Raw genomic sequence first — 21,446 nt, 5'->3', positions numbered from 1 at the left:
AAATAAATTCGAAGAATCTTTACATGAAAGTTAGACCGAGCGTAAAAATACTGCAATCACAAGGACTTGGCAGCCGTCGTGAATGTGAAAATATTTTCTGGAATTCTGAGATTTTTCGTGACGGGATGCGCATCGACCCCGAAATTGATGAAATTTCTTTGGGAGACCACCTGTTAATTGACGGCAAAAGCTTTGAAATTACCCAACATAAATATGTGTTGATGCACAAGCCAGCTGGCTATGAGACCTCCCACCTACCCAGCCACAACCCCTCGGTATTTGATCTGCTGCCCAAACACTATATAAAGCGCGGCTTGCAGGCTGCTGGCCGACTTGACGTGGACACAACCGGCTTACTGTTGTTCTCAGATGACGGTCAGTTTATTCATCGGCTGATCAGCGGCAAGGTAGGTACGAAACAGGAAATAGAAAAGATTTATGAAGTGACCGGCACGCAGCCATTTACTGAGTTGCAATTGCAACGATTGCTGGAAGGCGTTGACCTCGACGACGAGCCAGAGATTATCTACGCCAGCAAAGCCGCCTTATTGCCTGATGGAAGACTTGAATTGGGCATTACAACGGGCAAGTATCATCAGGTTAAAAGGATGGTTGCAGCTGTCGGCAATCATGTTGAAGCACTGCACCGACGAGTGGTCGGCCCTTACGAATTGCCGACAGACTTGGCCGTTGGCTCCTATATAGAAGTAGACCCGAGCCCGGTGTTAAACAGGAACATATCGAAAACAGTCTGAATTAAAAGGCTTTATTACCCTTCAACCCCTCAAAAAATGCCCTGAATTCACACGCGAAGATGTGTTGTGCCAACAAACACTTCGAGTACAATACGGGGCTTAAATTTTAAATCCTCATCAAACTCATGAAAACAGCACAAGAAGTCCGCCTAGGCAACGTGGTAATGGTTGGTAAAGACCCCATGGTGGTTTTGAAGACCGAATACAACAAATCAGGCCGCAATGCCGCAGTTGTAAAAATGAAAATGAAAAACCTGCTGACCGGCGCAGGAATGGAAAGCGTGTACAAGGCAGACGAAAAGTTCGAACTGTTGGTTCTTGAACGCAAAGAGGTGACTTATTCCTACTTCGCAGACCCAATGTACGTTTTCATGGATGCGGATTACAACCAGTATGAAGTGGAAGCCGAGAACATGGGCGACGCCCTGAACTATCTGGACGATGGAATGGAGTGTGAGGTTGTGTTCTATGACGGCAAGGCACTGTCTGTGGAATTACCGACAAGCTTGGTGCGTGAAGTTGAATACACGGAACCAGCGGTACGTGGCGATACTTCTGGCAAAATCATGAAGGCCGCACGTATCAAGCCCACCAGCTTTGAAATTCAGGTGCCCGCTTTCGTTGAAATTGGCGACAAGATTGAAATCGACACACGCACCGCAGAATATCGCAACCGCGTGAAGTAAATCATTCAATACAAAGTGGACTAGCAGGGGCCCCATAGGGGCCCTTTGTGTTTTTCCAGCTTGAGGTTCTATGCACATCGGGATTGTTTGCAAGGTAATCGATAATTTCGGCGATGCTGGCTTTTCCCTCCGATTGGCGAAAGCCTTGGCAGAGAGGGGCCATAGCGTCGATTTGTTTCACGACGACTCAGCCACTTTTCGGGCTTTGTATCCGACCCCAGACAACGGCAACCTCAAGCTAATCGATGCAATCAAGACCAACATCGAAACCGAGGGTCTACAAAAGCCAGATTTGATTCTGGAACCATTCGGGACTTCAAGTGAGCAAACCGCGTACCGCTTCGACTTGGTTCTGAAACGCCAGTTTCCCAAGACACCCTGGTTACTGATTGACTACCTCTCTTCTGAAAAATGGATTGAAAGCTTTCACTTAAGCAATTCTATTGACCCCAATACAGGTCATGTCACTACTTTTTTTTACCCCGGCTTTACCGAGCAAACGGGTGGGTTGATTCATTGCGACTACCCCAGGCACCTGGCTGGAAAACCATTGTTAACAAACAAGACATGCCTTCGAGTTTTTGTTTTTGCCTATCCGAACGCCCCCATCAGAGGCCTGATAAACACCTGTAATTCTTTAAATTCTCAGGGAAACGAAATAAGCATTGGACTTGCCGGGAATTCTTTAACGCTTGAGCCGGACGACTGCGCCAGCGCTATTCCATTTGTTGCACAAAGTGAGTTCGATAAATTGCTGGCGCAATATGACATGCTGTTTGTGCGAGGAGAAGACTCGTTCGTGAGAGCACAACTGGCCGGAAAACCATTCATCTGGCAAATCTACCCGACCGAAGACAATGCACATTTTGAGAAACTTGCGTGTTTTTTTGATCTGTACGCCAATGGGCTTGGCGCGGATTGCAAGTTAGCGCTTTGGAACAGCTGGCTGGCATGGAATGGCGTGAATACTCACGGCGATTTTGGAATGATCTGGATGGCACTCTTGCCACATTTGCCCGAATTGGACGTTCATGCGATGAAGTGGCAATCCCGAATTCTCAATGGGAAAGAACTTGTAAAGGAAGTTCTTACATGGCACGGTTCACAGACTCTTACTTTGAAGGAAAAGCCTGATTTATAAGGCTTTTCTCAACAAAACAAATATCAAGAAAGGACAGAAACTGAATTCAAGTTCAACGCTTGGATTCTGCAATGCTGTCATTTCTGCTCTCACTAGGTCTGGGTTTTGGCTCAATCAACCTGACACAACTGCCTGCGCACCAAGTTGAAGAAATTGCCAAGGAAGTTTTGGTTGAACTGGGTGCAGAAATGCGAACCAAACCCTCGCTCATTGTGACCGAACGTCCCGAGCCCACACCATTGGGCGCCTTGGCTTATGCCAATGGAAAATGCGTGGTCATCGTGAATACGAATGAGGCGGCCTGGGCGCAGTGGGGACGATTCTTGAATGATCAAAATCGCGCACATTGGCCTCAAATTATCGCAGCCTCCGTGGCGCACGAAATGGGTCACTGTTTCAGAGAAAGTCGTTCATTCGTGGCTAACTACGAGGTGAATGAGGACGAGTTCAGAGGGATTCAAAACACGGGAAGTTTTGGTCCAAAGCCAGAGATGGTTTACAAACAGGAACTGTTTGCCGACACGGTTGCAATTCTGTACGCAAAAGAAAACGCCGGGAATGATGCCCATCATGTAATCGAGTCGATGATCCAGGCGCGGGAGAAGTTCAGCGCCAATGACCCGACCCATAACACTTCAAAGGTACTGAACCGACTAATTGCCAAGGACACATCGCGTCAAGGCGATGAAACTTTGGGTTCAACAGCCACACGTTTGCTATCCGCGCTGTAAGGGCGACAAACCCTTATTTGGCGCGCGGAAAGGCGTTGTCATAGACGCTGGATAGATGATCGAAATCAAGTGCGGTGTAGACCTGTGTGGATGCGATGGACGCATGCCCCAACAGTTCTTGAACGGCTCGCAAGTTCTGCGTGCCTTGCAATAAATGACTCCCAAATGAGTGACGCAACATGTGGGGATGCAAATGCTGTCCCAAACCGCATTTTGAGGCATGCTCGGCGATATCCCGTTGAGCTTGCCTGACCGTCAATGCCAACCCTTTGGCCGATACGAACAAAGCGGTTTCTTGCCCTTTTCCATGCTTAAGCAGGTGACTCTGACGGGGCTCTGCGAATTCTCTGAGGCGGAATTGCAACGCATCTACGACAGGCACAATTCGGGCCTTGCGCCCCTTGCCTACGACCCTCAATTCTGTCGATCCATTCAAGGCCTCTGCTTGAAGAGTCAATGCCTCACTGATTCGAAGACCGGTGCAATACAGCAGTTCAATAAGGACATGCGCCTGAGCGAAACGAAACTCTTGCGGAAGTGGTTTGGCAAGCAAGGCAGCCAAAGAGTCAACCCCTACTGCTTTGGGTAAAGATCTTGGAAGTTTGGGAGTTTTGAGGCCCAGGGTGGGATCTACCTCGACAATGCCGTTGTTTAGCAGATATTTAAAGAATCCTCTCCAGCTTGATGCCAAACGCGCCAAGCTGGCGGGCGCAGCGCCGTTTGCATGGCGTTGCGCAAGGATTGATTTCAGTGTTGTGCCGGTGACCTGTCCCGGCGGCGTATCAATCAATGAAAGGTCACGCTGCGCCGCCATGACGGTGTTATTGCTGTGACGACACTCAAAGCGCAGGTAATCCAGATATCGCTGAATCAGGAGTGAGTGTTCTGGAGTCTGCTCAGCGCTGCGCATGCGGTCTCTGCCAGAGTGTTCAAGAAATCAGTTTCTAGAGTCGGCGAAAAACGGTCCTTATCCGGAGAACCAAAGCCCAAACAACCAAATGTAACGGGACTCACACCAACACGCAGAGGGATCAATACCACCGAACGCGGAACTACCTGCTCGCCATCAAAAACCGACAGGGTGGGCGCGTTCTCGGAAAAACCGCAGTAGAGACTTTTCATCCCATCGATAAGCGCTTTGTCGGAATCACTGATGGGTGAACCGTCCTCCTCCCAAAGCTGCAGGCGGACAATAGGCACGACAAACTTTTTTTTGATTGATTCAACCAACACAGAGGGCAAATCACTCGCATTTTTCACTGTGAGCAAGGTGCGCGTAATTGATTGAAGGTTATTAATAATCGCCTGGTTTTCGACGGCGGCATGTGTCATCTCGACCACCCGGTGCTCGAGAGATTTAACCTTCTCGCGCATGGTTTGAACCTGACGCTCATGCAGCGATGCCACGTTCCCGTTGCTTTGCTCTGGTAGTTTGATAAACGCGAGAATACCCGGATTCTTGATTAAAAAATCAGGGTGTGCTTTGAGAAAATCGGCAACCTGAACGGCCTCATCAGTCATAAGTAAAACTCTCCTTCGAAAACGGTTTGTGCCGGACCTGTCATCAAGACATCGCTGTCCTGCTGTCCACTCCATTCAATGGTGAGGGTTCCACCGGCTTTGACAACATCTACAGACTCGGCAATGAGCCCCATTTTCATGCCAACCACAGCGGCTGCACAGGCACCTGTACCACATGCAAGGGTTTCGCCCACCCCACGCTCATAGACCCGAAGATGAACCCGACTGCGATCTACAACATGAAGAAAGCCGACATTGACCCGTTCAGGAAACCGAGGGTGTGATTCAAGCGTAGCGCCCAAGCGCTGAACAAAATCGTCGGAGGCTGGTTGGTCCAAAAGAATAACCACATGGGGATTGCCCATAGACGCGACCCCGACCCACAACTCCTCCAGGTCAGAACCCGAGTCGACTGGAAGTTTGTATTGGGTCAGACCGCCCACCTTTCGACTGGACAAACCCTCCGCAATAAAGGGCACCTTGGCTGGATTCAGTTCGGCCGGGCCCATATTGACTTTGACCCAATTGTGTTTGATCAATTCCGGCTGAATAATGCCAGCGAGAGTTTCGACAGTGATTTGGTTCTTTTGAGTAAGCCCTTTGTCAAATACATACTGAGCAAAACAGCGTGCACCATTTCCACACTGCTGCACCTCTTGACCATCCGCATTGAAAATCCGGTATTTGAAGTCAGCAAGTTCCGAGGATTCAACAATTAGAACCTGATCAGCACCGACACCAAAATGGCGGTCCGCAAGCCGCTTGACCAAGTCATGACTCAGGTCTATTTGACCAGCGCAATTGTCCAACACAACGAAATCGTTGCCAGCACCATGCATTTTGGTGAACTTAAGTGTGTTCGAAGTTGTCATCGTCGCTCTGTCAAGAACCGTGGTTTGTCTGTTTCAAGTATCAGTATATTCTGGACTCGCCAGCCGGGCGGGTTTTGAATCGCTTGTGCAACCACAAGTACTGTGCAATGTTGTCTTTCACCCAAGACTCGATGTAATGGTTCATCAGTTGTGTTGATTCGGTGTCGTCGTCCAGCGGAAAGTTGGGCAATGGTTCATGAATATGAATGCGATATCGACCCTTGCTGTACTTGGTGGTGACCGGAACGACCCGCGCTTCGAGCAACTTGGACAACCGTGCCACTGCCGTTACGGTGGCGGCCTTCACCCCGAAGAAGCTGACAAATACTGAGTCACGCTCACCAAAATCCATGTCGGGCAAATAGTACAGGGGGCGCCCTTTTTTCATCGCAGTCAATAATGGACGCACTCCCTGTTGGCGAGACAACAGGAGTTGATCTCCAAACTTGGAGCGTCCTTGCAATATCAACGAATTCAACACGGGATTCTTCTGGTTTGAATACATCGTGACCATATCGATTTCAAGACAGAGGCGACTCCAAGCCGCATCGAGTCCCAAAAAAATGTGGGGCCAGTAATATGGTTGGAGATGCGTCACTTAAAGCGGTCAAAGCTTCGGGGTTCTCAATGTGGACCCGATCACGCACTATTGTTTCATTTCCCGACCACAGCCAGGCCCTGTCCAGAAAAGTGCGCAGGTAAAAGTAAATATGAGTTACTGCCCAGCATGTGCGCTGAAAGATGGACGACTCAGGAAAACACAAGGCAAGGTTGGTGAGCACCACTGTCCGGCGCTCACGGGCCAGTACGTACAAAAACATGGCCAGCAATAACGAAATGGACGAGGAAATCAGTCGATAGGCAAAAAATGGCAGCCGAGCAAGCGAAAACCATATTGAGATGAGAAATTGAGTCACGATTGTCCTTGATGGCCCTGTTGACCTTTAGGAGGTTTGTAACGTTCGTAGCCCCAATAATACTGCTCGGGATGCATTTGAATCAGCCGCTCCATCGCTGCATTAACTTGGGCGGCTGCCTCGACAGGATCCGCGCTGAGTGACTCGGGACCTTGGTACAACTCGAGGGTAAAACCCTGTCCACCCGGCTTTCTGTAACCGATTGCCAAAACAATCGATGCACCTGTTGCATGGTGGAGTCGACCCGGTAAAGTCATGGTGTATGCGGGCTGACCAAACATCGGAGCCCAAACACCCTCACCCTGCGCTGGAACCTGATCAGGAAGCATGCCGACAGCCTCACCTCGCTTGAGCGCCTTGAGCAGGATTTTCACACCACCTATCGTCGTGGGCGCTAGGGCAACATTGTCGCGTGCGCGGCTATCTTCAATGATGTCTTGAAGTTCGGCCTTCCGGTTGGGACGATACAGGACGGTGATGGGCGCACGAGTTGAAAAGATTTGAGCCGTTGATTCAAAACTCCCCATGTGCGGTGTGAGAAAGATGATGCCTTTCCCCTTTGCCCGGGCTCTTTCCACGACATCCCAGCCGGTGATATCAGTGCATCGCGCTGCACCTTGCTGAGTAGACAAGCCCCAAAGAAAAGGCAGTTCCAATAGTGCCATTCCCGCATGCCTGACCGAACCTTTCACGGCAGCAAGACGCGCCAATTCATCATGCGGAAAGGCAATTTTGGAGTGGATTTCAATTTTTCGGCGATAGCTGGCCGACAACCCATAGACAGCCCATCCCAAACACGCACCCAGCGCATGGAGAACCGGCAAAGGGAAAACCGACAGTGCTTTGAACAAATTTTTGATCATGGGGCAGATTGTAACCAGTACCCGCTTTGCCATCGCCCCCGAATGTTGTATATTTCGTGAGTTCGCTGAGTTAAATGACAACTTGCGGGGCGAACTAAAACAAATCTGCTAAAGCGTCGCCGGGCTTCAAACGAACATGGCGGCCGTACCAACCCCTTGTTTTTTTGGAGCTTTTTTAATGTCTAATGAATTTTTCTTCACTTCCGAATCCGTCTCGGAAGGTCACCCGGACAAAGTGGCTGACCAAATTTCCGACGCAGTTTTAGACGCAATTCTCGAACAGGACCCCACGGCGCGCGTTGCCGCTGAAACACTGACCAATACCGGTTTGGTGGTGATGGCTGGGGAAATCACAACCTCTGCCCAAGTGAACTACATTGACGTAGCGCGCGATACACTGAAAAAAATTGGCTACGACAACGGCGATTTTGGTATCGATTACAAAAGCTGCGCCGTGATGGTCTGCTATGACCGTCAAAGTCCGGATATCGCTCAGGGCGTGGACAAAGCGCACGACAATGATTTGGACCAGGGCGCTGGTGACCAAGGCTTGATGTTTGGCTACGCAGTGAACGAAACCCGCGAATTGATGCCACTGGCCATCAGTCTTTCACATCAGCTGGTTCAGCGCCAAAGCCTGCTTCGCAAGGATGGCCGTTTGTCTTGGTTGCGCCCGGATGCTAAATCGCAAGTCACCATCAAGTATGTGGACGGAAAACCTTTCTGTATCGACACGGTAGTGCTTTCAACCCAACACGCACCGGATATCGAGTTGGCAACACTGCGAGAAGCTGTGATTGAAGAGGTGATCAAGCCAGTTTTGCCCAAAGAACTCGTGAAAGGAAATATCAACTTTTTGGTGAATCCAACCGGACGCTTTGTGATTGGTGGCCCACAGGGTGACTGCGGTTTAACAGGTCGCAAAATTATCGTGGACACATACGGTGGCGCAGCTCCTCACGGTGGCGGTGCATTTTCGGGAAAGGATCCTTCCAAGGTGGACCGTTCCGCGGCCTATGCAGGCCGTTACGTGGCAAAGAACATTGTTGCAGCGGGCTTGGCCGAGAAATGCCTGGTCCAGGTGAGCTACGCCATCGGCGTTGCACGCCCTACTTCGATCATGGTGAATACGTTCGGTACAGGAAAAATTGAGGACAGTGCAATTACTGAATTGGTGAGAGCCCACTTTGACTTGCGTCCCAAGGGAATTGTACAAATGCTGGATTTGCTGCGACCAATTTATGCGAAAACAGCGGCTTATGGTCACTTTGGACGCGAAGAACCAGAATTCAGCTGGGAACGTACGGACAAGGCAGAAGCTTTGAAAGCCGCAGCCGGCGTTTAACAGAAAATACAGGCAGATCAGGAAAGTGCCAGCATGAATACTGCTTGGCCTTCCTGAGTCAACCCTGTTACAATTTAAGACGTTCGAGGAGCGTTGCGACACACCCATGCTTTTTTGGGGTGCTAGGCTCGAACAAGAAATAAACAACGGCGCTCACGCTTCTTTCTTTATGAACTTTAAAAAGGAGGGCGTGATGAACGCCATTGCAAAACCAATCACCGCCGACGGCGAAAACGACTTTTTCGTAGCCGACATCAATCTGGCCGATTTTGGCCGCAAAGAAATCGCGATTGCAGAAACTGAAATGCCTGGCCTGATGGCCATTCGCAAAGAGTTTGCTGCATCCCAGCCCCTCAAAGGCGCACGCATCACCGGTTCACTACACATGACCATTCAAACGGCCGTGCTGATTGAAACACTTGCTGCGTTGGGTGCTGAAGTACGCTGGGCCTCTTGTAACATTTACTCGACACAAGATCACGCTGCCGCAGCGATTGCCGCCGCTGGTATTCCTGTATTTGCATTCAAAGGCGAATCACTGACCGATTACTGGAACTTCACTCACCGTATTTTTGAATGGGCTGATGGTGGTTATTCCAACATGATCTTGGACGATGGCGGTGATGCAACCATGTTGCTGCACCTTGGCACCAAGGCTGAGAAAGACATTAGCGTGCTGAACAACCCAGGCAGTGAGGAAGAAATTTGCCTGTTTGAATCAATCAAAAAGACCCTGAAAAACGATCCGACCTGGTACTCCAAGCGCCTGAAAGAAATCAAGGGTGTGACTGAGGAAACCACGACTGGCGTACACCGTTTGTATGAAATGCACAAGAAGGGCGAACTGGCCTTCCCTGCCATTAACGTGAACGATTCTGTGACCAAGTCCAAGTTCGACAACCTGTATGGCTGCCGCGAATCGCTGGTTGACGGCATCAAGCGAGCAACCGATGTGATGATCGCCGGCAAAGTGGCTGTTGTAGCCGGCTACGGTGACGTGGGCAAGGGTTCTGCACAGGCCCTGCGCGCCCTGTCAGCCCAGGTTTGGGTGACCGAAATCGATCCGATTTGCGCATTGCAGGCTGCTATGGAAGGCTACCGTGTGGTGACCATGGACTACGCTGCTGACAAAGCAGATATTTTCGTGACGGCCACAGGTAACAAAGACATCATCACCCATGATCACATGCTGAAGATGAAAGATCAGGCCATCGTTTGCAACATTGGTCACTTTGACAATGAAATTGACATTGCCAGCGTGAAAAAATACCAGTGGGAGAACATCAAGCCCCAAGTTGATCACATCATTTTCCCCGACGGCAAGCGCATCATCATGCTGGCCGAAGGCCGCCTGGTGAACCTGGGCTGTGGTACCGGCCACCCCTCATTTGTCATGTCCTCAAGCTTTGCCAACCAAACCATTGCGCAAATCGAGCTGTGGACGCAAAACGAGAAGTATCCCGTGGGTGTGTATGTATTGCCCAAGCACCTGGACGAGAAGGTAGCCCGCCTGCATCTGATGAAAATTGGCGCCCAGCTTACGGAACTGAGCCCTGCGCAAGCAAGCTACATTGGCGTGAAGCAAGACGGCCCTTACAAGCCAGACCACTACCGCTACTAATTCGGTAAAGAGTCACTTTTGCGCGCTGACCTTGCCTTGGTTGAAAAAGGCCTGTGCCCCTCTCGGGCACAGGCCCAGAGTTTGATCGAGCAGGGAAGAGTGCTGGTGCGTAATGGACTGGTTCAAGCGCCCGTTACCGTGAAGAAAGCATCGCAGCAAATCGAACCATTCATGACTCTTGAATTGATTGACTGCGATGCGCCTAGTTTCGTATCTCGTGGCGGATTGAAGTTACACCATGCACTCGAACGCGCACGGATCGATACCCTTTCAAAACGGTGCGTCGACTTTGGACAATCCACTGGAGGGTTTACAGACTGCCTTCTTCAACGAGGTGCATTAAGTGTGGTGGGGATTGACGTAGGGCGGGATCAGTTACACCCACGTTTGAAGGACCACCCGGCTGTGCTGGCTCTGGAGGGGATCAACCTGTACAAGGTAAATACAAGTGATCTTGAGCAAGAGATTGCTGCGCTAAAACCAGAGTTCATGCCGTTTGATATTGCCGTGGCGGACTTAAGCTTTATCTCCCTGCGCAAGGTACTGCCAAATATTGCGAAGCTGATGCCTGCAGGGTGCGAAGGTTTGTTTTTGGTTAAGCCCCAATTTGAGGTTGGACCGGAGAATATCGGGAAAAGTGGTTTGGTGAAAAATCTCGACGACCTTATCGCTCAGTTGGAAGACGATGTAAGAACCTCCTGTGCCCAAGTCGAGTTGACTGTGAAAGATTTCTTTCCGTGCCAGCTCAAAGGCGGCGACGGAAATCAGGAATATTTTGTGTACGCGGTCAAGGATCTTCTCGCCGCGACAAACCGATAACTCTGTGAATGAATACACCATGATAAATATCAGCTTTGAGTTTTTCCCTGCGAAAACGGACGAAGGTGCGGAGAAATTGCGTGCCACGCGTGAAAAACTGTCCGAAAGAAAGCCAGAGTTTTTCTCCGTCACATTTGGGGCGGGTGGCACTACACAGGATGGAACACTGTCCACCGTACTTGAAATCAAGGCAGCCGGCGAGGAAGCTGCACCGCATTTGTCATGCGTGGGCTCCTCCAGGGAAAAAGTTGCCGCACTGCTAAAGCAGTACAAAGAACACGGAATCAATCGGATTGTTGCGCTTCGTGGGGATTTGCCTTCAGGCATGCTGGAGACAGGATCATTTCGATATGCAAGCGAACTGGTTGAGTTTATTCGACAAGAAACAGGTGATCACTTTTTCATCGAGGTAGCCGCCTATCCCGAAACGCATCCTCAGGCCAAAAGCCCCGCGGCCGATGTGGACGCTTTTGTGCACAAAGTAAACTGCGGTGCGAACTCTGCGATCACGCAGTACTTCTTTAATTTGGATGCTTTTTTATACTTCCGGGATCAGGTTCAAAACCGCATTTCAATCCCACTGATTCCGGGCATCATGCCAGTTACGAATTTCAGTCAGCTTGCTCGTTTTTCAGATGCATGTGGTGCTGAAATTCCACGATGGATGCGCAACCGCTTGCAACACTTTGGTGATGATCGCGAGTCCATTCGTGCCTTTGGGCTGGAAGTGGTGTCGAATCTGTGCGAACAACTCATTCGGGAAGGCGCTCCCGGACTGCACTTCTACACCATGAACAATGCACAGCCTACTTTGGCGATACTGGATCAAATCGGTTACTAGACAACACCTGGGCGAGTCCAGACAAGCTCTCGCTCAGTCAGTACGTAATCGAGCAACTCATCGTGCTGTTCTGAAAAGTTATCTTTGAACTCGGTCAATGCATAAGCCACACCGACAGTGATTGGCTTAACAGGCATTTGACTCAAGGTTCGATCGTACCAGCCGGCGCCATATCCGAGACGGACCCCCGCCCGGTGGAATGCCAGGCATGGAATAAGCAGCACATCGGGTTGAATCCACAATTTGAATTTTGGAACAGGAATATCGTATCGTCCGGGTTCCAATTCGTCGTTAGGCGCAAACTGCGCGAACTTCAACAATGCACCTGTTGGCGACTCACAACACACAGGCAAAGCCCACTGAAAGGCCTCGAGCGCCAAATTATTCATGATGCTCAGTACATTCGGCTCACCGCGTGTGGGATAGAACAGACCTACAGTGCAAGGCTGGAATGTTTGGAGTAGAGTTAATAGGGATGCGGAAATTTCTCTGCTCAGCGCGTTGATTTCTTCGGGCTGTAGCTGATTTCGATAGGCCAAGGCGGTTTGCCGCAATGATTTTTTCATGACAGGAATAATGACAATTTCTCACCACATTTCACGCTGGATTTCCCTACCCCTGTGTGCCTTGGGCGCCATGGCATTTCAACCCGCTATTGCCAGTAAACAATCGGATGCGGAGTTGATCAAACAAATTAAATCTGCCTACGCCGACGGCGCTTACGACAAGTTTAACCGCTTGGCCTCGGAGTTGCCGCAGAAAAGCGTCTTTAGACCCTACGTGGACATTTGGCAATTTCGCTTTTTCCAGAAAGGCGTGGAGAAACAGTTTCCCGACCGGGAAGTGGTATGGAACAAATCAGAAATCCTGCCTTTGCTCACCAGACATGACAACAGCTGGCCAGCCGAAACCTTGAGACGAGACTGGCTTGAGCAGCTTGCACGTACCGCGCAGTGGACCGATTTTGCAGAGCAGAGGCAACATCTTCGCTACCGACCTGACCAAGGCGTTGAGTGTGCAGACCTGATGTATGCAGCAGAACAGGGACAGTTGGTGAGATACAAACTGGATGCTGTGGTGAGTTTTGATAAACGCCTGCCTAAAACATGTCGGGTTCTTTTGAAAAACCTATACAAACTGGGCGGTGTAAGCGCGCAAGACCTGGATCGACATGTGCTGCAGATGGTGGCCGCCAACCAGTTGACCAACGCAGTGAAATTTGTCGACGAATTCGAAGACACCGCTTGGGGAAAGACGATCAGCAGCACTGAGCTGCGCGAGGCGATCTTCAATCCTGACAAATACCTGAAATCATCGGGCCAAAAAGCCGACACAGACCTTTACCTGACTGGTGCACTGGCGAGAAAAGCTGTAGAGGACTTTGAGCGTGTTGCGCGACAAATGACTGAGAATTATCAGGGCAAACTGTCGCCCAGCTCTGAACAATGGCTTTGGGCCCATGTGGGCTACCGTGCTGGCTTGGTATGGGACAGAAACGCACTGACCTACTTCAAGCGCAGCAAACCTGAGGTCATGAGTCAGGAACAACAAGAATGGAAAGTTCGCTCGGCGCTGCTTCTTGAGGACTGGAATGCAGTGCTCCAGGCCACCAACGAGATGAGTCCGAATGTGAAGGAGGACAGGGCTTGGACCTATTGGCGAGGACGCGCGCTGGCCCAGTCAGGCAAGTTGGTTGAGGCCCGGCAAGAATGGATCAAAGCCAGCAGTCCTTTTTCTTTTTATGGAAAATTGGCGCATGAGGAACTGGGTGACACAGTGACAGCGCCTAAGCGCCCTGAATTGCTAAGTGCGGCGGAGTTGGACTGGGCAAAAAAACACCCTGGATTATTACGCGCGCTTGCGCTTTACGATGCAGGGCTGCGCACTGAGGGATTTTGGGAATTCAATCTGCAAGTGGCTCAGATGAATGACCGACAGTTGCTCGCAGCCGCGACTTGGGCTGAACGCAATCAGCTGTACGATCGGGCAATTGCTGCAGCAGATCGCACGGAAACTGAACATGACCTTGCTTTAAGATACCTCACGCCGTTTCGAGACAATATGCGAGCGAAAACCCGCGAAATTGGTGTAGATGAATCCTGGGTTTACGGTCTGATCCGCCAGGAATCGCGCTTTGTAACCATCGCGCGCTCTGGCGTAGGAGCAAGTGGGTTGATGCAGGTCATGCCAGCCACCGCCAAATACGTGGCGAAAAAAATTGGCATGTCCGATTTCAAACCTGCTGACATTACCGAAATCGAAACCAACCTGACTTTGGGCACCAGCTACCTAAAAATGGTGTTTGAACAGCATGATCAATCACCGGTACTCGCCTCGGCGGGTTACAACGCAGGCCCGAGTCGCCCTGCCCTCTGGAAACGGCGCCTGGGTGACCGGAAGATTGAAGGCGCTATATTTGCAGAATTGATCCCGTTCGACGAGACACGTGGCTACGTGAAAAACGTAATGTCCAATACCATGGCTTATTCCCTGTTGTTGAACAATGCCTCGACCCCTTTGAAACAAAGACTGGGTATCATCTACGGATCCAAGTAATCAGGTGAATGCTGTTTTATGAGTAAGACAAAAAATGTATTGGTGATCGGTGGTTCAGGTTTTCTGGGCCAAGCTGTTTGTAATCAACTGGCCAAAGCTGGTTACCGAATTACTGTACCTACCCGTCGCTATGACAGGGCGAAGCATTTGTTGACCTTGCCAACCTGTCAGATCGTTGAAGCGAATATTCATGATCGTGCCACCTTGGGTCGCCTTGTCTCGGGACAGGACATTGTTGTGAACCTCTTGGGCGTATTGCACAGCAAACCCGGGAAGCCCTATGGTCAAAACTTCCGGGTCAATCATGTTGAATTTCCGAAAGCATTGTGCACAGCCATGTCAAAGCATGGGGCAAAACGGATTGTTCATATCAGCGCTCTGGGTGTAGGGGTACAGAATCCAGCGCCATCCATGTATTTGCGTTCCAAAACTGATGGTGAAGCTGTGGTCAAAGACAGCGGACTGGCTTGGACCATTCTTCGTCCTTCGGTGGTGTTTGGTCGAGAGGACAAGTTTCTGAATACATTCGCCTCATTGGCAAAAATCGCGCCTTTGATTCCCTTGGCCGGTGCTGATGCACGTTTCCAACCCGTGTCAGTGGGTGATGTCGCCAAGGCGATATTCGCATGTGTGGAGGATCAAGGCAAAGACACCCTTCACAACACCTATGATCTGGTCGGTACGGAGATCTTTACTTTGAAAGAACTGGTGCAACTTTCGGCCCGTGCCGTGGGTAAAAACCCAGTGGTTTTTGGCATCCCCGATTTCGCAGCAAAAGCCCAGGCATTTTTGATGGAATTGGCCCCAGGAGAACCGCTTATGAGTCGAGACAATGTCGATTCCATGAAAATCGACAATATTCGAACCTCGGGCCGAACTTTCCCGCTATCCAGCTATGAATGCCTGTCGGTTGTTGCCACTGAATATTTGAGAGCCAAGCATTTACCCTCTGATCTTGATGAATTTAGGACCCGGGCTCACCGGCAAGACTAGCCCTTAAGCCTTGATTCGTCGTACAATTTCGCTTTGCACAACGCAGCCGCACGTCAATCGATTGGCTGCGTTTGTTTTTAGAGTCCGCGTTTTGCCTGAACACTGCTGATAGAGAGTTTTACCGTGACAAATCACCTGATGAACACCTACGCCCGCCAGCCCATCGCCTTCACCCATGGCGACGGAGCCTGGATGTGGTCCACCGATGGTAAAAAATACCTGGATGGCTTGTCTGGCATTGCAGTCAATGGCTTGGGACACAATCACCCCAAGTTGGTAAAAGCCATTTCTGAGCAGGCAGGCAAACTGATCCACACCTCGAATTTATACGGCGTGGTTGAGCAATCAAAACTGGCGGATCGCCTGTGCGAAATATCAGGCATGGACGAGGCATTTTTCTGTAACTCTGGCGCGGAAGCCAACGAAGCGGCCATCAAACTGGCCAAGTATTACGGTTACAAGAAGGGCATCGAAAACGCGAAAATCATCGTGATGGAACGCGCATGGCATGGCCGTACCCTGGCCACGCTTGCTGCCACAGACAGCCCCAAGGCCAAAGTGGGGTTTGGCGAGCTGCCAGGAGGATTTGTGCGTGTGCCCTATAAAAACTTCGCCGCCATTGAACAGGCCGCAGATGAACACCCGGAAATTCAGGCAGTTTTGCTGGAAGTACTTCAGGGCGAAGGTGGAATTAATGTGGCAGATACCGAGTATTTGCAGGCTTTGCGCAAGTTGTGCACCGCCAAAGGCTGGCTGCTGATGATCGACGAAGTGCAAAGTGGCATTGGCCGCACGGGCAAATGGTTTGGCTACCAGCATGCTGGTATTCAACCTGATGTCATTACACTGGCCAAAGGTTTGGGATCCGGAGTACCGATCGGAGCCTGTTTGGCATGGGGTCCCGCGGCTGGCGTCTTTACACCCGGTACCCATGGCACCACATTCGGTGGTGGCCCCCTGGTTTCAGCAGCTGCACTGGCCACCATTGACATTATGGAAGAAGAGGGCTTGCTGGCCCATGCCGAGCAAATGGGACAGCTTATTCGCGCCATTTTGTCGCGTGAATTGGCAGGCATTGCCGGAGTCAAGGACATTCGCGGCCGCGGCCTCATGGTGGGTGTTGAACTGTGGAAGCCCTGTGGCGACCTGGTTGCAATTGCACGTGACAAAGGTTTGATCATTAACGTAACCCGAGACAATGTGGTGCGACTGTTGCCACCACTGGTGATTAAAAAAGAAGAAGCAGAAACGCTGGCCATGGAACTGGCCCCATTGATTAAAGCGTTTCTTGAACAATCCGCATAAGGAGGAACCGGCCTGCCAGGCAAGCCGGTCTACAAAAATGCCTATCAAACATTTTTTGCAGTTCAACGACATCAGCAAAGACGAGTTCGAGTACCTGATGCAATCGTCTCGGGATGTGAAAGCGAGATTTAAGCGTTATGAGCCGTATTACCCGCTGCAAGACCGCACCTTGGTGATGATCTTCGAGAAAGCATCCACTCGAACGCGGCTTAGCTTTGAGGCAGGTATGCATCAGTTGGGGGGCTCGGCGATTTACCTGAACACCAAAGACTCTCAACTGGGTCGGGGTGAACCGGTTGAAGACGCAGCGCAGGTTATCTCTCGCATGTGCGACATTGTGATGATTCGTACCTACGAGCAAGAGATCATTGAACGCTTCGCCGCCAACAGTCGCGTTCCAGTGATCAACGGCTTGACCAATGAATATCACCCCTGCCAGATTTTGGCGGATATTTTTACATTCATTGAACACCGAGGCAGCATTCAGGGTAAAACCGTGGCCTGGGTAGGCGATGGTAACAACATGTGCGCCACCTGGTTACAGGCAGCAGAGCTGCTCGACTTCAAGGTGAATATTTCCACGCCCAGCGATTACAACATAGACCCAGCAAAAACCAACATCAAGGGAACCCACCATGAGTGGTTTGAAGACCCAATGGACGCGTGCAAAGGCGCCGATTTGGTGACCACTGACGTTTGGACTAGCATGGGTTTTGAGAATGAGAACAAAGCCCGTCGCCGGGCATTTGCAGACTTTCAGGTGGACACGGAAATGATGGATGTGGCCAACCCGGAAGCCCTCTTCATGCATTGCCTGCCTGCCCATCGTGGTGAGGAAGTGGCCGCCGAAGTGATTGATGGGCCGAAAAGCGTAGTGTGGGACGAGGCGGAAAACCGCTTGCACACCCAGAAAGCCCTAATGGAATTCCTTTTGTTGGGCCGCAAGTAAGCGGACCTGTTACAACCTTTTTGAATCGAGAACCATGAGCGACATCAACAAAGTAGTACTTGCCTATTCCGGCGGTTTGGACACCTCAGTCATTTTGAAATGGCTGCAAGACACTTATGGTTGCGAAATCGTGACCTTCACTGCCGACTTGGGCCAAGGTGAAGAGCTTGAACCTGCACGCCAGAAAGCATTGAAGTTTGGCATTAAACCCGAGAACATCTACATTGATGACGTGCGCGAAGAATTCGTGCGCGATTTTGTATTCCCTATGTTCCGCGCCAACACCGTGTATGAGGGTGAATACCTTCTTGGAACATCGATTGCTCGCCCATTGATTGCGAAACGCCTGATCGACATTGCGCGTGAAACCGGCGCAGACGCGATTTCACATGGTGCAACTGGCAAAGGCAATGACCAGGTTCGATTCGAGCTGGGCGCCTATGCCCTGATGCCAGGCGTTAAAATCATTGCCCCATGGCGCGAATGGGATTTGCTGAGCCGAGAAAAACTGCTGAAGTACGCCGAAGACGCGGGCATTGAAATCGACATGAAGCACAAGAAAGGCGGAGCCCCCTATTCCATGGACGCCAACCTGCTGCACATCAGCTTTGAAGGCCGCCACCTGGAGAACCCGAGCGCCGAGGCCGAAGAGGCCATGTGGCGCTGGACGGTCAGCCCCGAGGCGGCACCCGATGAAGCCGAGTACCTGGACATTGAATATGAGAAAGGCGACATCATTGCACTGAACGGCAAGAAGATGAGCCCTGCGACTGTGCTAACAGAACTGAACCGCTTGGGCGGCAAGCATGGTATTGGTCGCCTTGACCTGGTGGAAAACCGCTATGTGGGGATGAAGAGTCGTGGCTGTTATGAAACCCCCGGCGGTACGATTATGCTGAAGGCGCACCGCGCCATTGAATCAATTACTTTGGACCGCGAAGTAGCTCACCTGAAAGACGACTTGATGCCCCGCTACGCCAGCATGATTTACAACGGCTACTGGTGGGCCCCCGAGCGTGTTGCCCTGCAAACATTGATTGATCATACCCAAAGCACTGTCAATGGTTGGGTACGTGTGAAGCTTTACAAGGGCAACGTGATTGTCGTTGCACGTGACTCGAAGACCGATTCGTTGTTCGATCAGAATATCGCGACATTTGATGAGGACGGCGGAGCCTACAATCAGGCGGATGCCGGTGGCTTCATCAAACTGAATGCCTTGCGTATGCGAATCGCAGCCAATGCCAAATTAAAGCGCGGCTGAGCGATCAATTTGTGATGTATCAAATTTGAAAACCGCCACCCACCAGGTGGCGGTTTTTTTATTTATTGATCAAATTCGGTTCCGACTCGAGCAATACACCAAACCGGGTCTGAACCTGTGCCTGAATATGAGAAATCAGCTGCAACAACTCCGCGCCTTGCCCATTTCCCAAATTCACGAGAATTAGTGCTTGTTTGGTATACACACCCACACCACCCAGGACAAACCCCTTTAGCCCACATTGTTCGATCAACCACCCGGCTGCTAGTTTGACCAGGCCATCATCCGCAGGGTAATTGACCAAATTTGGGAACTGCTGAACAAGGGCCTTGGCTTGTGCAGCGTCAACTATGGGATTCTTGAAAAAACTGCCACTGTTACCCAATACGGCGGGGTCTGGTAGCTTCTGCGTTCGTATTGTACTGACTGCCTTTAATACATTCATGGGGGTCAGTGGTCCCAATTCAGCCACACGCTGAGCCACATCCCCATACCCCAACACAGGCTGCCACTGCACGGGTAAGGCAAAATCTACTGCCGTAATCACATACCGTCCCTGCGCAGCATGCTTGAAAACACTGTCACGGTATGCAAACTCGCATTCATCCAGATTGAAAATGCATTCCTTTTGAACATCCAGATCAAATGCGTGCACCGCTGAAACGCGGTCCCTGAGTTCAACCCCGTAGGCTCCAATATTCTGAACAGGGCTCGCACCCACACAACCAGGAATCAGGGCGAGATTCTCCAGCCCACCCCAGCCCATGGCCACAGTCCACTCGACTGTTTGGTGCCAGTTTTCGCCAGCCCATACCCGCACATGGTGATAAACACCATCGCAACCCAAATACTGCCGCCCTTTTAAGGCGACTTTCCAAACCGTTGCGTCCACCAGTGGACTGGTGAACACCGTATTGCTGCCCTCGCCCAGCAACAAAAATGGCTGGCCTTCCCGCTTCATGCGGGCAAAAGCTCTCAGATCTTCTTGATTGGCCAACAAACGCAACTCGCGGGCACGGGCTGGCAAACCAAAGGTATGCAAGGGTTGCAGATCAACGCTGTGGGTGGCAGTGAGGGCTGACATAGGGGGTGGTCTAGCGATTACAATGAGGCATTATGCTTGAAGGAATGAACTATGCCGTCTTTTGATGTGGTCTGCAAACCAGACTTGATCGAATTGCGCAATGCGGTTGATCAGGTGAATAAGGAAATTGGTACCCGTTTTGACTTCAAAGGGTCTGATTCCAAAGTTGAATTGAACGAAAACACAATCATGGTGTACGCCGACGATGACTTCAAATTGGAGCAGGTCGCCGAGATTATTCGCAACAAATGTGCGAAGCGCAACGTAGATGTACGCTTTCTGACATTTGACAAAAAAGAAAAGATCTCTGGCGACAAGATCAAGCAAACCGTGACGGTTAAAAGCGGACTGGACAAGGACCTGGCCAAGCAGGTCGTGAAAGAAATCAAAGACAGCAAAATGAAAGTGCAGGCCAGTATTCAGGGCGATACGGTTCGCATTCAAGGCGCAAAGCGCGATGATTTACAAAGTGCAATTGCCTTGCTGAAACAGAAGGTGACGGAGACACCTTTGGGCTTCGAAAACTTCCGCGACTAAACAACATCGAAGGACACGCCATGAGCGCAGACCATTCACACGATCACGAACATGAACACGGCCCGGATTGCGGTCACAACCACGATGTGGTGTACAACAAAGTAGTAAAGGCCAACCACAAGGTGGCCGCCGTGTTGCTTCGCAACGCAAAAACCATTGAGCTCACTTTTGATGAACGCCAGGAAGTGCCACATGATGTTAAGGCAACTGACGGCAGTACCCTGATTTGCCACTTGCACGACACCGTGGAGGTGGGCGACAAACTGGTGTCAAACACCAATGAATGGGCCGTTGTGGCGGCTGCCCCAGAAGAGCTTTTCGAAGTGGCACGTGGTCAACAAGGCTTCGAAGAATTTCTGCATGTGGCAGGCCTTAACTTTTGGCCGGTTCAGTTAAATGAAAAAGGCGCGCGTGTTGTAGCAAGCCATGAATGCATGCACATGCTTGAGCATTTTGAGTTGAAATTCAGCACACTGACCGCTCCCATGCTGGAAATTGTGGTGCCGGAACTGAAACACCACGATTGCTGTGACCACGACCACGACCATGGGCATGGTCACGATCATGGGCACTCGCATGCACATGAACACAAGCATGGTCCAAATTGCGGTCACGACCACTGAGCGACACCACCCAGCAGTAACCA

23 protein-coding genes and 1 riboswitch are annotated in these 21,446 nt (G+C 50.8%); of the genes, 15 read left to right on the top strand and 8 right to left on the bottom strand.

All coding sequences use genetic code 11. From position 1 onward, the window contains the following. The 4 genes from A0129_RS04210 to A0129_RS04195 form a co-directional block, all read left to right on the top strand. On the top strand, positions 1–755 hold a 755-nt coding region (locus tag A0129_RS04210), incomplete at its 5' end, for a pseudouridine synthase (RefSeq protein ID WP_291712685.1). Between the two features lie 125 nt (positions 756–880). After that, a complete protein-coding gene (gene efp, locus A0129_RS04205; RefSeq protein ID WP_138518631.1) occupies positions 881–1,441 on the top strand; it encodes an elongation factor P in 561 nt (186 codons plus the stop codon). Positions 1,442–1,511: 70 nt separating this feature from the next. Then, positions 1,512–2,582 (top strand): elongation factor P maturation arginine rhamnosyltransferase EarP, encoded by a 1,071-nt coding sequence (earP, locus tag A0129_RS04200; protein ID WP_291712683.1) that lies wholly within the window; start codon positions 1,512–1,514, stop codon positions 2,580–2,582. Between the two features lie 71 nt (positions 2,583–2,653). Then, positions 2,654–3,313, top strand: coding sequence for a hypothetical protein (locus A0129_RS04195; protein WP_291712682.1), 660 nt, complete (start codon positions 2,654–2,656; stop codon positions 3,311–3,313). 13 nt (positions 3,314–3,326) lie between these two features. Here the strand turns inward: A0129_RS04195 and A0129_RS04190 are convergent, their stop codons facing one another. From A0129_RS04190 to A0129_RS04170, 6 genes are read right to left on the bottom strand one after another with little or no spacing between them, the layout of a single operon-like run. After that, positions 3,327–4,223: a tyrosine-type recombinase/integrase gene (locus A0129_RS04190; RefSeq protein ID WP_291712680.1), complete on the bottom strand. Its 897-nt coding sequence runs from the start codon at positions 4,221–4,223 to the stop codon at positions 3,327–3,329. Next, on the bottom strand, positions 4,184–4,834 hold the full coding sequence (locus A0129_RS04185) for a DUF484 family protein (protein ID WP_291712678.1): 651 nt from the start codon (positions 4,832–4,834) through the stop codon (positions 4,184–4,186). The genes A0129_RS04190 and A0129_RS04185 overlap by 40 nt, the downstream gene beginning before the upstream one ends. Then, positions 4,831–5,706, bottom strand: a complete 876-nt coding sequence (gene dapF / locus A0129_RS04180; protein WP_291712676.1) for a diaminopimelate epimerase — start codon at positions 5,704–5,706, stop codon at positions 4,831–4,833. Before dapF ends, A0129_RS04185 begins: the two co-directional genes overlap by 4 nt. 40 nt (positions 5,707–5,746) lie before the next feature. Further along, positions 5,747–6,220, bottom strand: a complete 474-nt coding sequence (locus A0129_RS04175; protein ID WP_291712674.1) for a hypothetical protein — start codon at positions 6,218–6,220, stop codon at positions 5,747–5,749. A gap of 7 nt (positions 6,221–6,227) precedes the next feature. Beyond that, positions 6,228–6,623 carry a hypothetical protein gene (locus tag A0129_RS15800; RefSeq protein WP_367189739.1) on the bottom strand — a complete coding sequence of 132 codons (396 nt, stop codon included), beginning with the start codon at positions 6,621–6,623 and terminating at the stop codon, positions 6,228–6,230. After that, positions 6,620–7,486 carry a lysophospholipid acyltransferase family protein gene (locus A0129_RS04170; RefSeq protein ID WP_291712672.1) on the bottom strand — a complete coding sequence of 289 codons (867 nt, stop codon included), beginning with the start codon at positions 7,484–7,486 and terminating at the stop codon, positions 6,620–6,622. The genes A0129_RS15800 and A0129_RS04170 overlap by 4 nt, the downstream gene beginning before the upstream one ends. Positions 7,487–7,664: 178 nt before the next feature. Between A0129_RS04170 and metK the strand changes: the two genes are divergently transcribed. The 4 genes from metK (at position 7,665) to metF (ending at position 12,112) form a co-directional block, all read left to right on the top strand. Continuing rightward, positions 7,665–8,831, top strand: a complete 1,167-nt coding sequence (gene metK, locus A0129_RS04165; RefSeq protein WP_291712670.1) for a methionine adenosyltransferase — start codon at positions 7,665–7,667, stop codon at positions 8,829–8,831. 79 nt (positions 8,832–8,910) lie between these two features. After that, positions 8,911–8,993: riboswitch (S-adenosyl-L-homocysteine riboswitch) on the top strand. 31 nt (positions 8,994–9,024) lie between these two features. Further along, positions 9,025–10,452, top strand: coding sequence for an adenosylhomocysteinase (gene ahcY / locus A0129_RS04160; protein WP_291712668.1), 1,428 nt, complete (start codon positions 9,025–9,027; stop codon positions 10,450–10,452). An 18-nt stretch (positions 10,453–10,470) separates the two neighbouring features. After that, positions 10,471–11,271, top strand: a complete 801-nt coding sequence (locus A0129_RS04155; protein ID WP_291712666.1) for a TlyA family RNA methyltransferase — start codon at positions 10,471–10,473, stop codon at positions 11,269–11,271. Between the two features lie 19 nt (positions 11,272–11,290). Further along, a complete protein-coding gene (metF, locus tag A0129_RS04150; protein WP_291712664.1) occupies positions 11,291–12,112 on the top strand; it encodes a methylenetetrahydrofolate reductase [NAD(P)H] in 822 nt (273 codons plus the stop codon). Here metF and A0129_RS04145 read toward each other — a convergent pair. Further along, positions 12,109–12,678, bottom strand: a complete 570-nt coding sequence (locus tag A0129_RS04145; protein WP_291712662.1) for a 5-formyltetrahydrofolate cyclo-ligase — start codon at positions 12,676–12,678, stop codon at positions 12,109–12,111. The two genes, metF and A0129_RS04145, sit on opposite strands and share 4 nt — an antisense overlap. A gap of 10 nt (positions 12,679–12,688) precedes the next feature. Between A0129_RS04145 and A0129_RS04140 the strand changes: the two genes are divergently transcribed. The 5 genes from A0129_RS04140 to A0129_RS04120 all read left to right on the top strand — a co-directional run bounded on the left by A0129_RS04140 (position 12,689) and on the right by A0129_RS04120 (position 19,179). Beyond that, the gene (locus tag A0129_RS04140) at positions 12,689–14,668 is read left to right on the top strand and encodes a lytic transglycosylase domain-containing protein (protein ID WP_291712660.1); all 1,980 of its coding nucleotides are present in this window, start codon (positions 12,689–12,691) and stop codon (positions 14,666–14,668) included. Between the two features lie 18 nt (positions 14,669–14,686). After that, the gene (locus A0129_RS04135; protein ID WP_291712658.1) at positions 14,687–15,661 is read left to right on the top strand and encodes a complex I NDUFA9 subunit family protein; all 975 of its coding nucleotides are present in this window, start codon (positions 14,687–14,689) and stop codon (positions 15,659–15,661) included. A 123-nt stretch (positions 15,662–15,784) separates the two neighbouring features. Then, a complete protein-coding gene (locus A0129_RS04130; RefSeq protein WP_291712656.1) occupies positions 15,785–16,966 on the top strand; it encodes an aspartate aminotransferase family protein in 1,182 nt (393 codons plus the stop codon). A gap of 37 nt (positions 16,967–17,003) precedes the next feature. Further along, a complete protein-coding gene (gene argF, locus A0129_RS04125; protein ID WP_008252656.1) occupies positions 17,004–17,915 on the top strand; it encodes an ornithine carbamoyltransferase in 912 nt (303 codons plus the stop codon). 34 nt (positions 17,916–17,949) lie between these two features. Further along, entirely contained in the window at positions 17,950–19,179 is a 1,230-nt protein-coding gene (locus tag A0129_RS04120; RefSeq protein WP_291712654.1) for an argininosuccinate synthase, read from the top strand. Between the two features lie 58 nt (positions 19,180–19,237). On the opposite strand, the gene murB is transcribed toward A0129_RS04120, so the two are convergent. Next, positions 19,238–20,263 carry a UDP-N-acetylmuramate dehydrogenase gene (murB, locus tag A0129_RS04115; RefSeq protein WP_291712652.1) on the bottom strand — a complete coding sequence of 342 codons (1,026 nt, stop codon included), beginning with the start codon at positions 20,261–20,263 and terminating at the stop codon, positions 19,238–19,240. Positions 20,264–20,314: 51 nt separating this feature from the next. On the opposite strand from murB, the gene A0129_RS04110 reads away from it, so the two are divergent. Both A0129_RS04110 and A0129_RS04105 read left to right on the top strand, forming a co-directional pair. After that, positions 20,315–20,800 carry a YajQ family cyclic di-GMP-binding protein gene (locus A0129_RS04110; RefSeq protein WP_291712650.1) on the top strand — a complete coding sequence of 162 codons (486 nt, stop codon included), beginning with the start codon at positions 20,315–20,317 and terminating at the stop codon, positions 20,798–20,800. Positions 20,801–20,820: 20 nt separating this feature from the next. After that, positions 20,821–21,423: a hypothetical protein gene (locus A0129_RS04105; protein WP_291712648.1), complete on the top strand. Its 603-nt coding sequence runs from the start codon at positions 20,821–20,823 to the stop codon at positions 21,421–21,423. The last annotated feature ends 23 nt before the right edge of the window (positions 21,424–21,446 follow it).

This window comes from Limnobacter sp. CACIAM 66H1 (assembly GCF_001601825.1).
In the GTDB taxonomy this organism is placed as follows: Bacteria; Pseudomonadota; Gammaproteobacteria; order Burkholderiales; family Burkholderiaceae_B; genus Limnobacter.
The sequence above is the reverse complement of the archived record's forward strand: the minus strand, read 5'-3'. Positions and strand labels throughout refer to the sequence as shown.

Bases quoted from the DNA above. Each gene is read 5' to 3' on its own strand.
- efp (WP_138518631.1), top strand. From the start codon at position 881: ATGAAAACAGCACAAGAAGTCCGCCTAGGCAACGTGGTAATGGTTGGT.
- earP (WP_291712683.1), top strand. From the start codon at position 1,512: ATGCACATCGGGATTGTTTGCAAGGTAATCGATAATTTCGGCGATGCT.
- A0129_RS04195 (WP_291712682.1), top strand. From the start codon at position 2,654: ATGCTGTCATTTCTGCTCTCACTAGGTCTGGGTTTTGGCTCAATCAAC.
- A0129_RS04190 (WP_291712680.1), bottom strand. From the start codon at position 4,223: ATGCGCAGCGCTGAGCAGACTCCAGAACACTCACTCCTGATTCAGCGA.
- A0129_RS04185 (WP_291712678.1), bottom strand. From the start codon at position 4,834: ATGACTGATGAGGCCGTTCAGGTTGCCGATTTTCTCAAAGCACACCCT.
- dapF (WP_291712676.1), bottom strand. From the start codon at position 5,706: ATGACAACTTCGAACACACTTAAGTTCACCAAAATGCATGGTGCTGGC.
- A0129_RS04175 (WP_291712674.1), bottom strand. From the start codon at position 6,220: ATGGTCACGATGTATTCAAACCAGAAGAATCCCGTGTTGAATTCGTTG.
- A0129_RS04170 (WP_291712672.1), bottom strand. From the start codon at position 7,486: ATGATCAAAAATTTGTTCAAAGCACTGTCGGTTTTCCCTTTGCCGGTT.
- metK (WP_291712670.1), top strand. From the start codon at position 7,665: ATGTCTAATGAATTTTTCTTCACTTCCGAATCCGTCTCGGAAGGTCAC.
- ahcY (WP_291712668.1), top strand. From the start codon at position 9,025: ATGAACGCCATTGCAAAACCAATCACCGCCGACGGCGAAAACGACTTT.
- metF (WP_291712664.1), top strand. From the start codon at position 11,291: ATGATAAATATCAGCTTTGAGTTTTTCCCTGCGAAAACGGACGAAGGT.
- A0129_RS04145 (WP_291712662.1), bottom strand. From the start codon at position 12,678: ATGAAAAAATCATTGCGGCAAACCGCCTTGGCCTATCGAAATCAGCTA.
- A0129_RS04140 (WP_291712660.1), top strand. From the start codon at position 12,689: ATGACAATTTCTCACCACATTTCACGCTGGATTTCCCTACCCCTGTGT.
- A0129_RS04135 (WP_291712658.1), top strand. From the start codon at position 14,687: ATGAGTAAGACAAAAAATGTATTGGTGATCGGTGGTTCAGGTTTTCTG.
- argF (WP_008252656.1), top strand. From the start codon at position 17,004: ATGCCTATCAAACATTTTTTGCAGTTCAACGACATCAGCAAAGACGAG.
- A0129_RS04120 (WP_291712654.1), top strand. From the start codon at position 17,950: ATGAGCGACATCAACAAAGTAGTACTTGCCTATTCCGGCGGTTTGGAC.
- murB (WP_291712652.1), bottom strand. From the start codon at position 20,263: ATGTCAGCCCTCACTGCCACCCACAGCGTTGATCTGCAACCCTTGCAT.
- A0129_RS04110 (WP_291712650.1), top strand. From the start codon at position 20,315: ATGCCGTCTTTTGATGTGGTCTGCAAACCAGACTTGATCGAATTGCGC.
- A0129_RS04105 (WP_291712648.1), top strand. From the start codon at position 20,821: ATGAGCGCAGACCATTCACACGATCACGAACATGAACACGGCCCGGAT.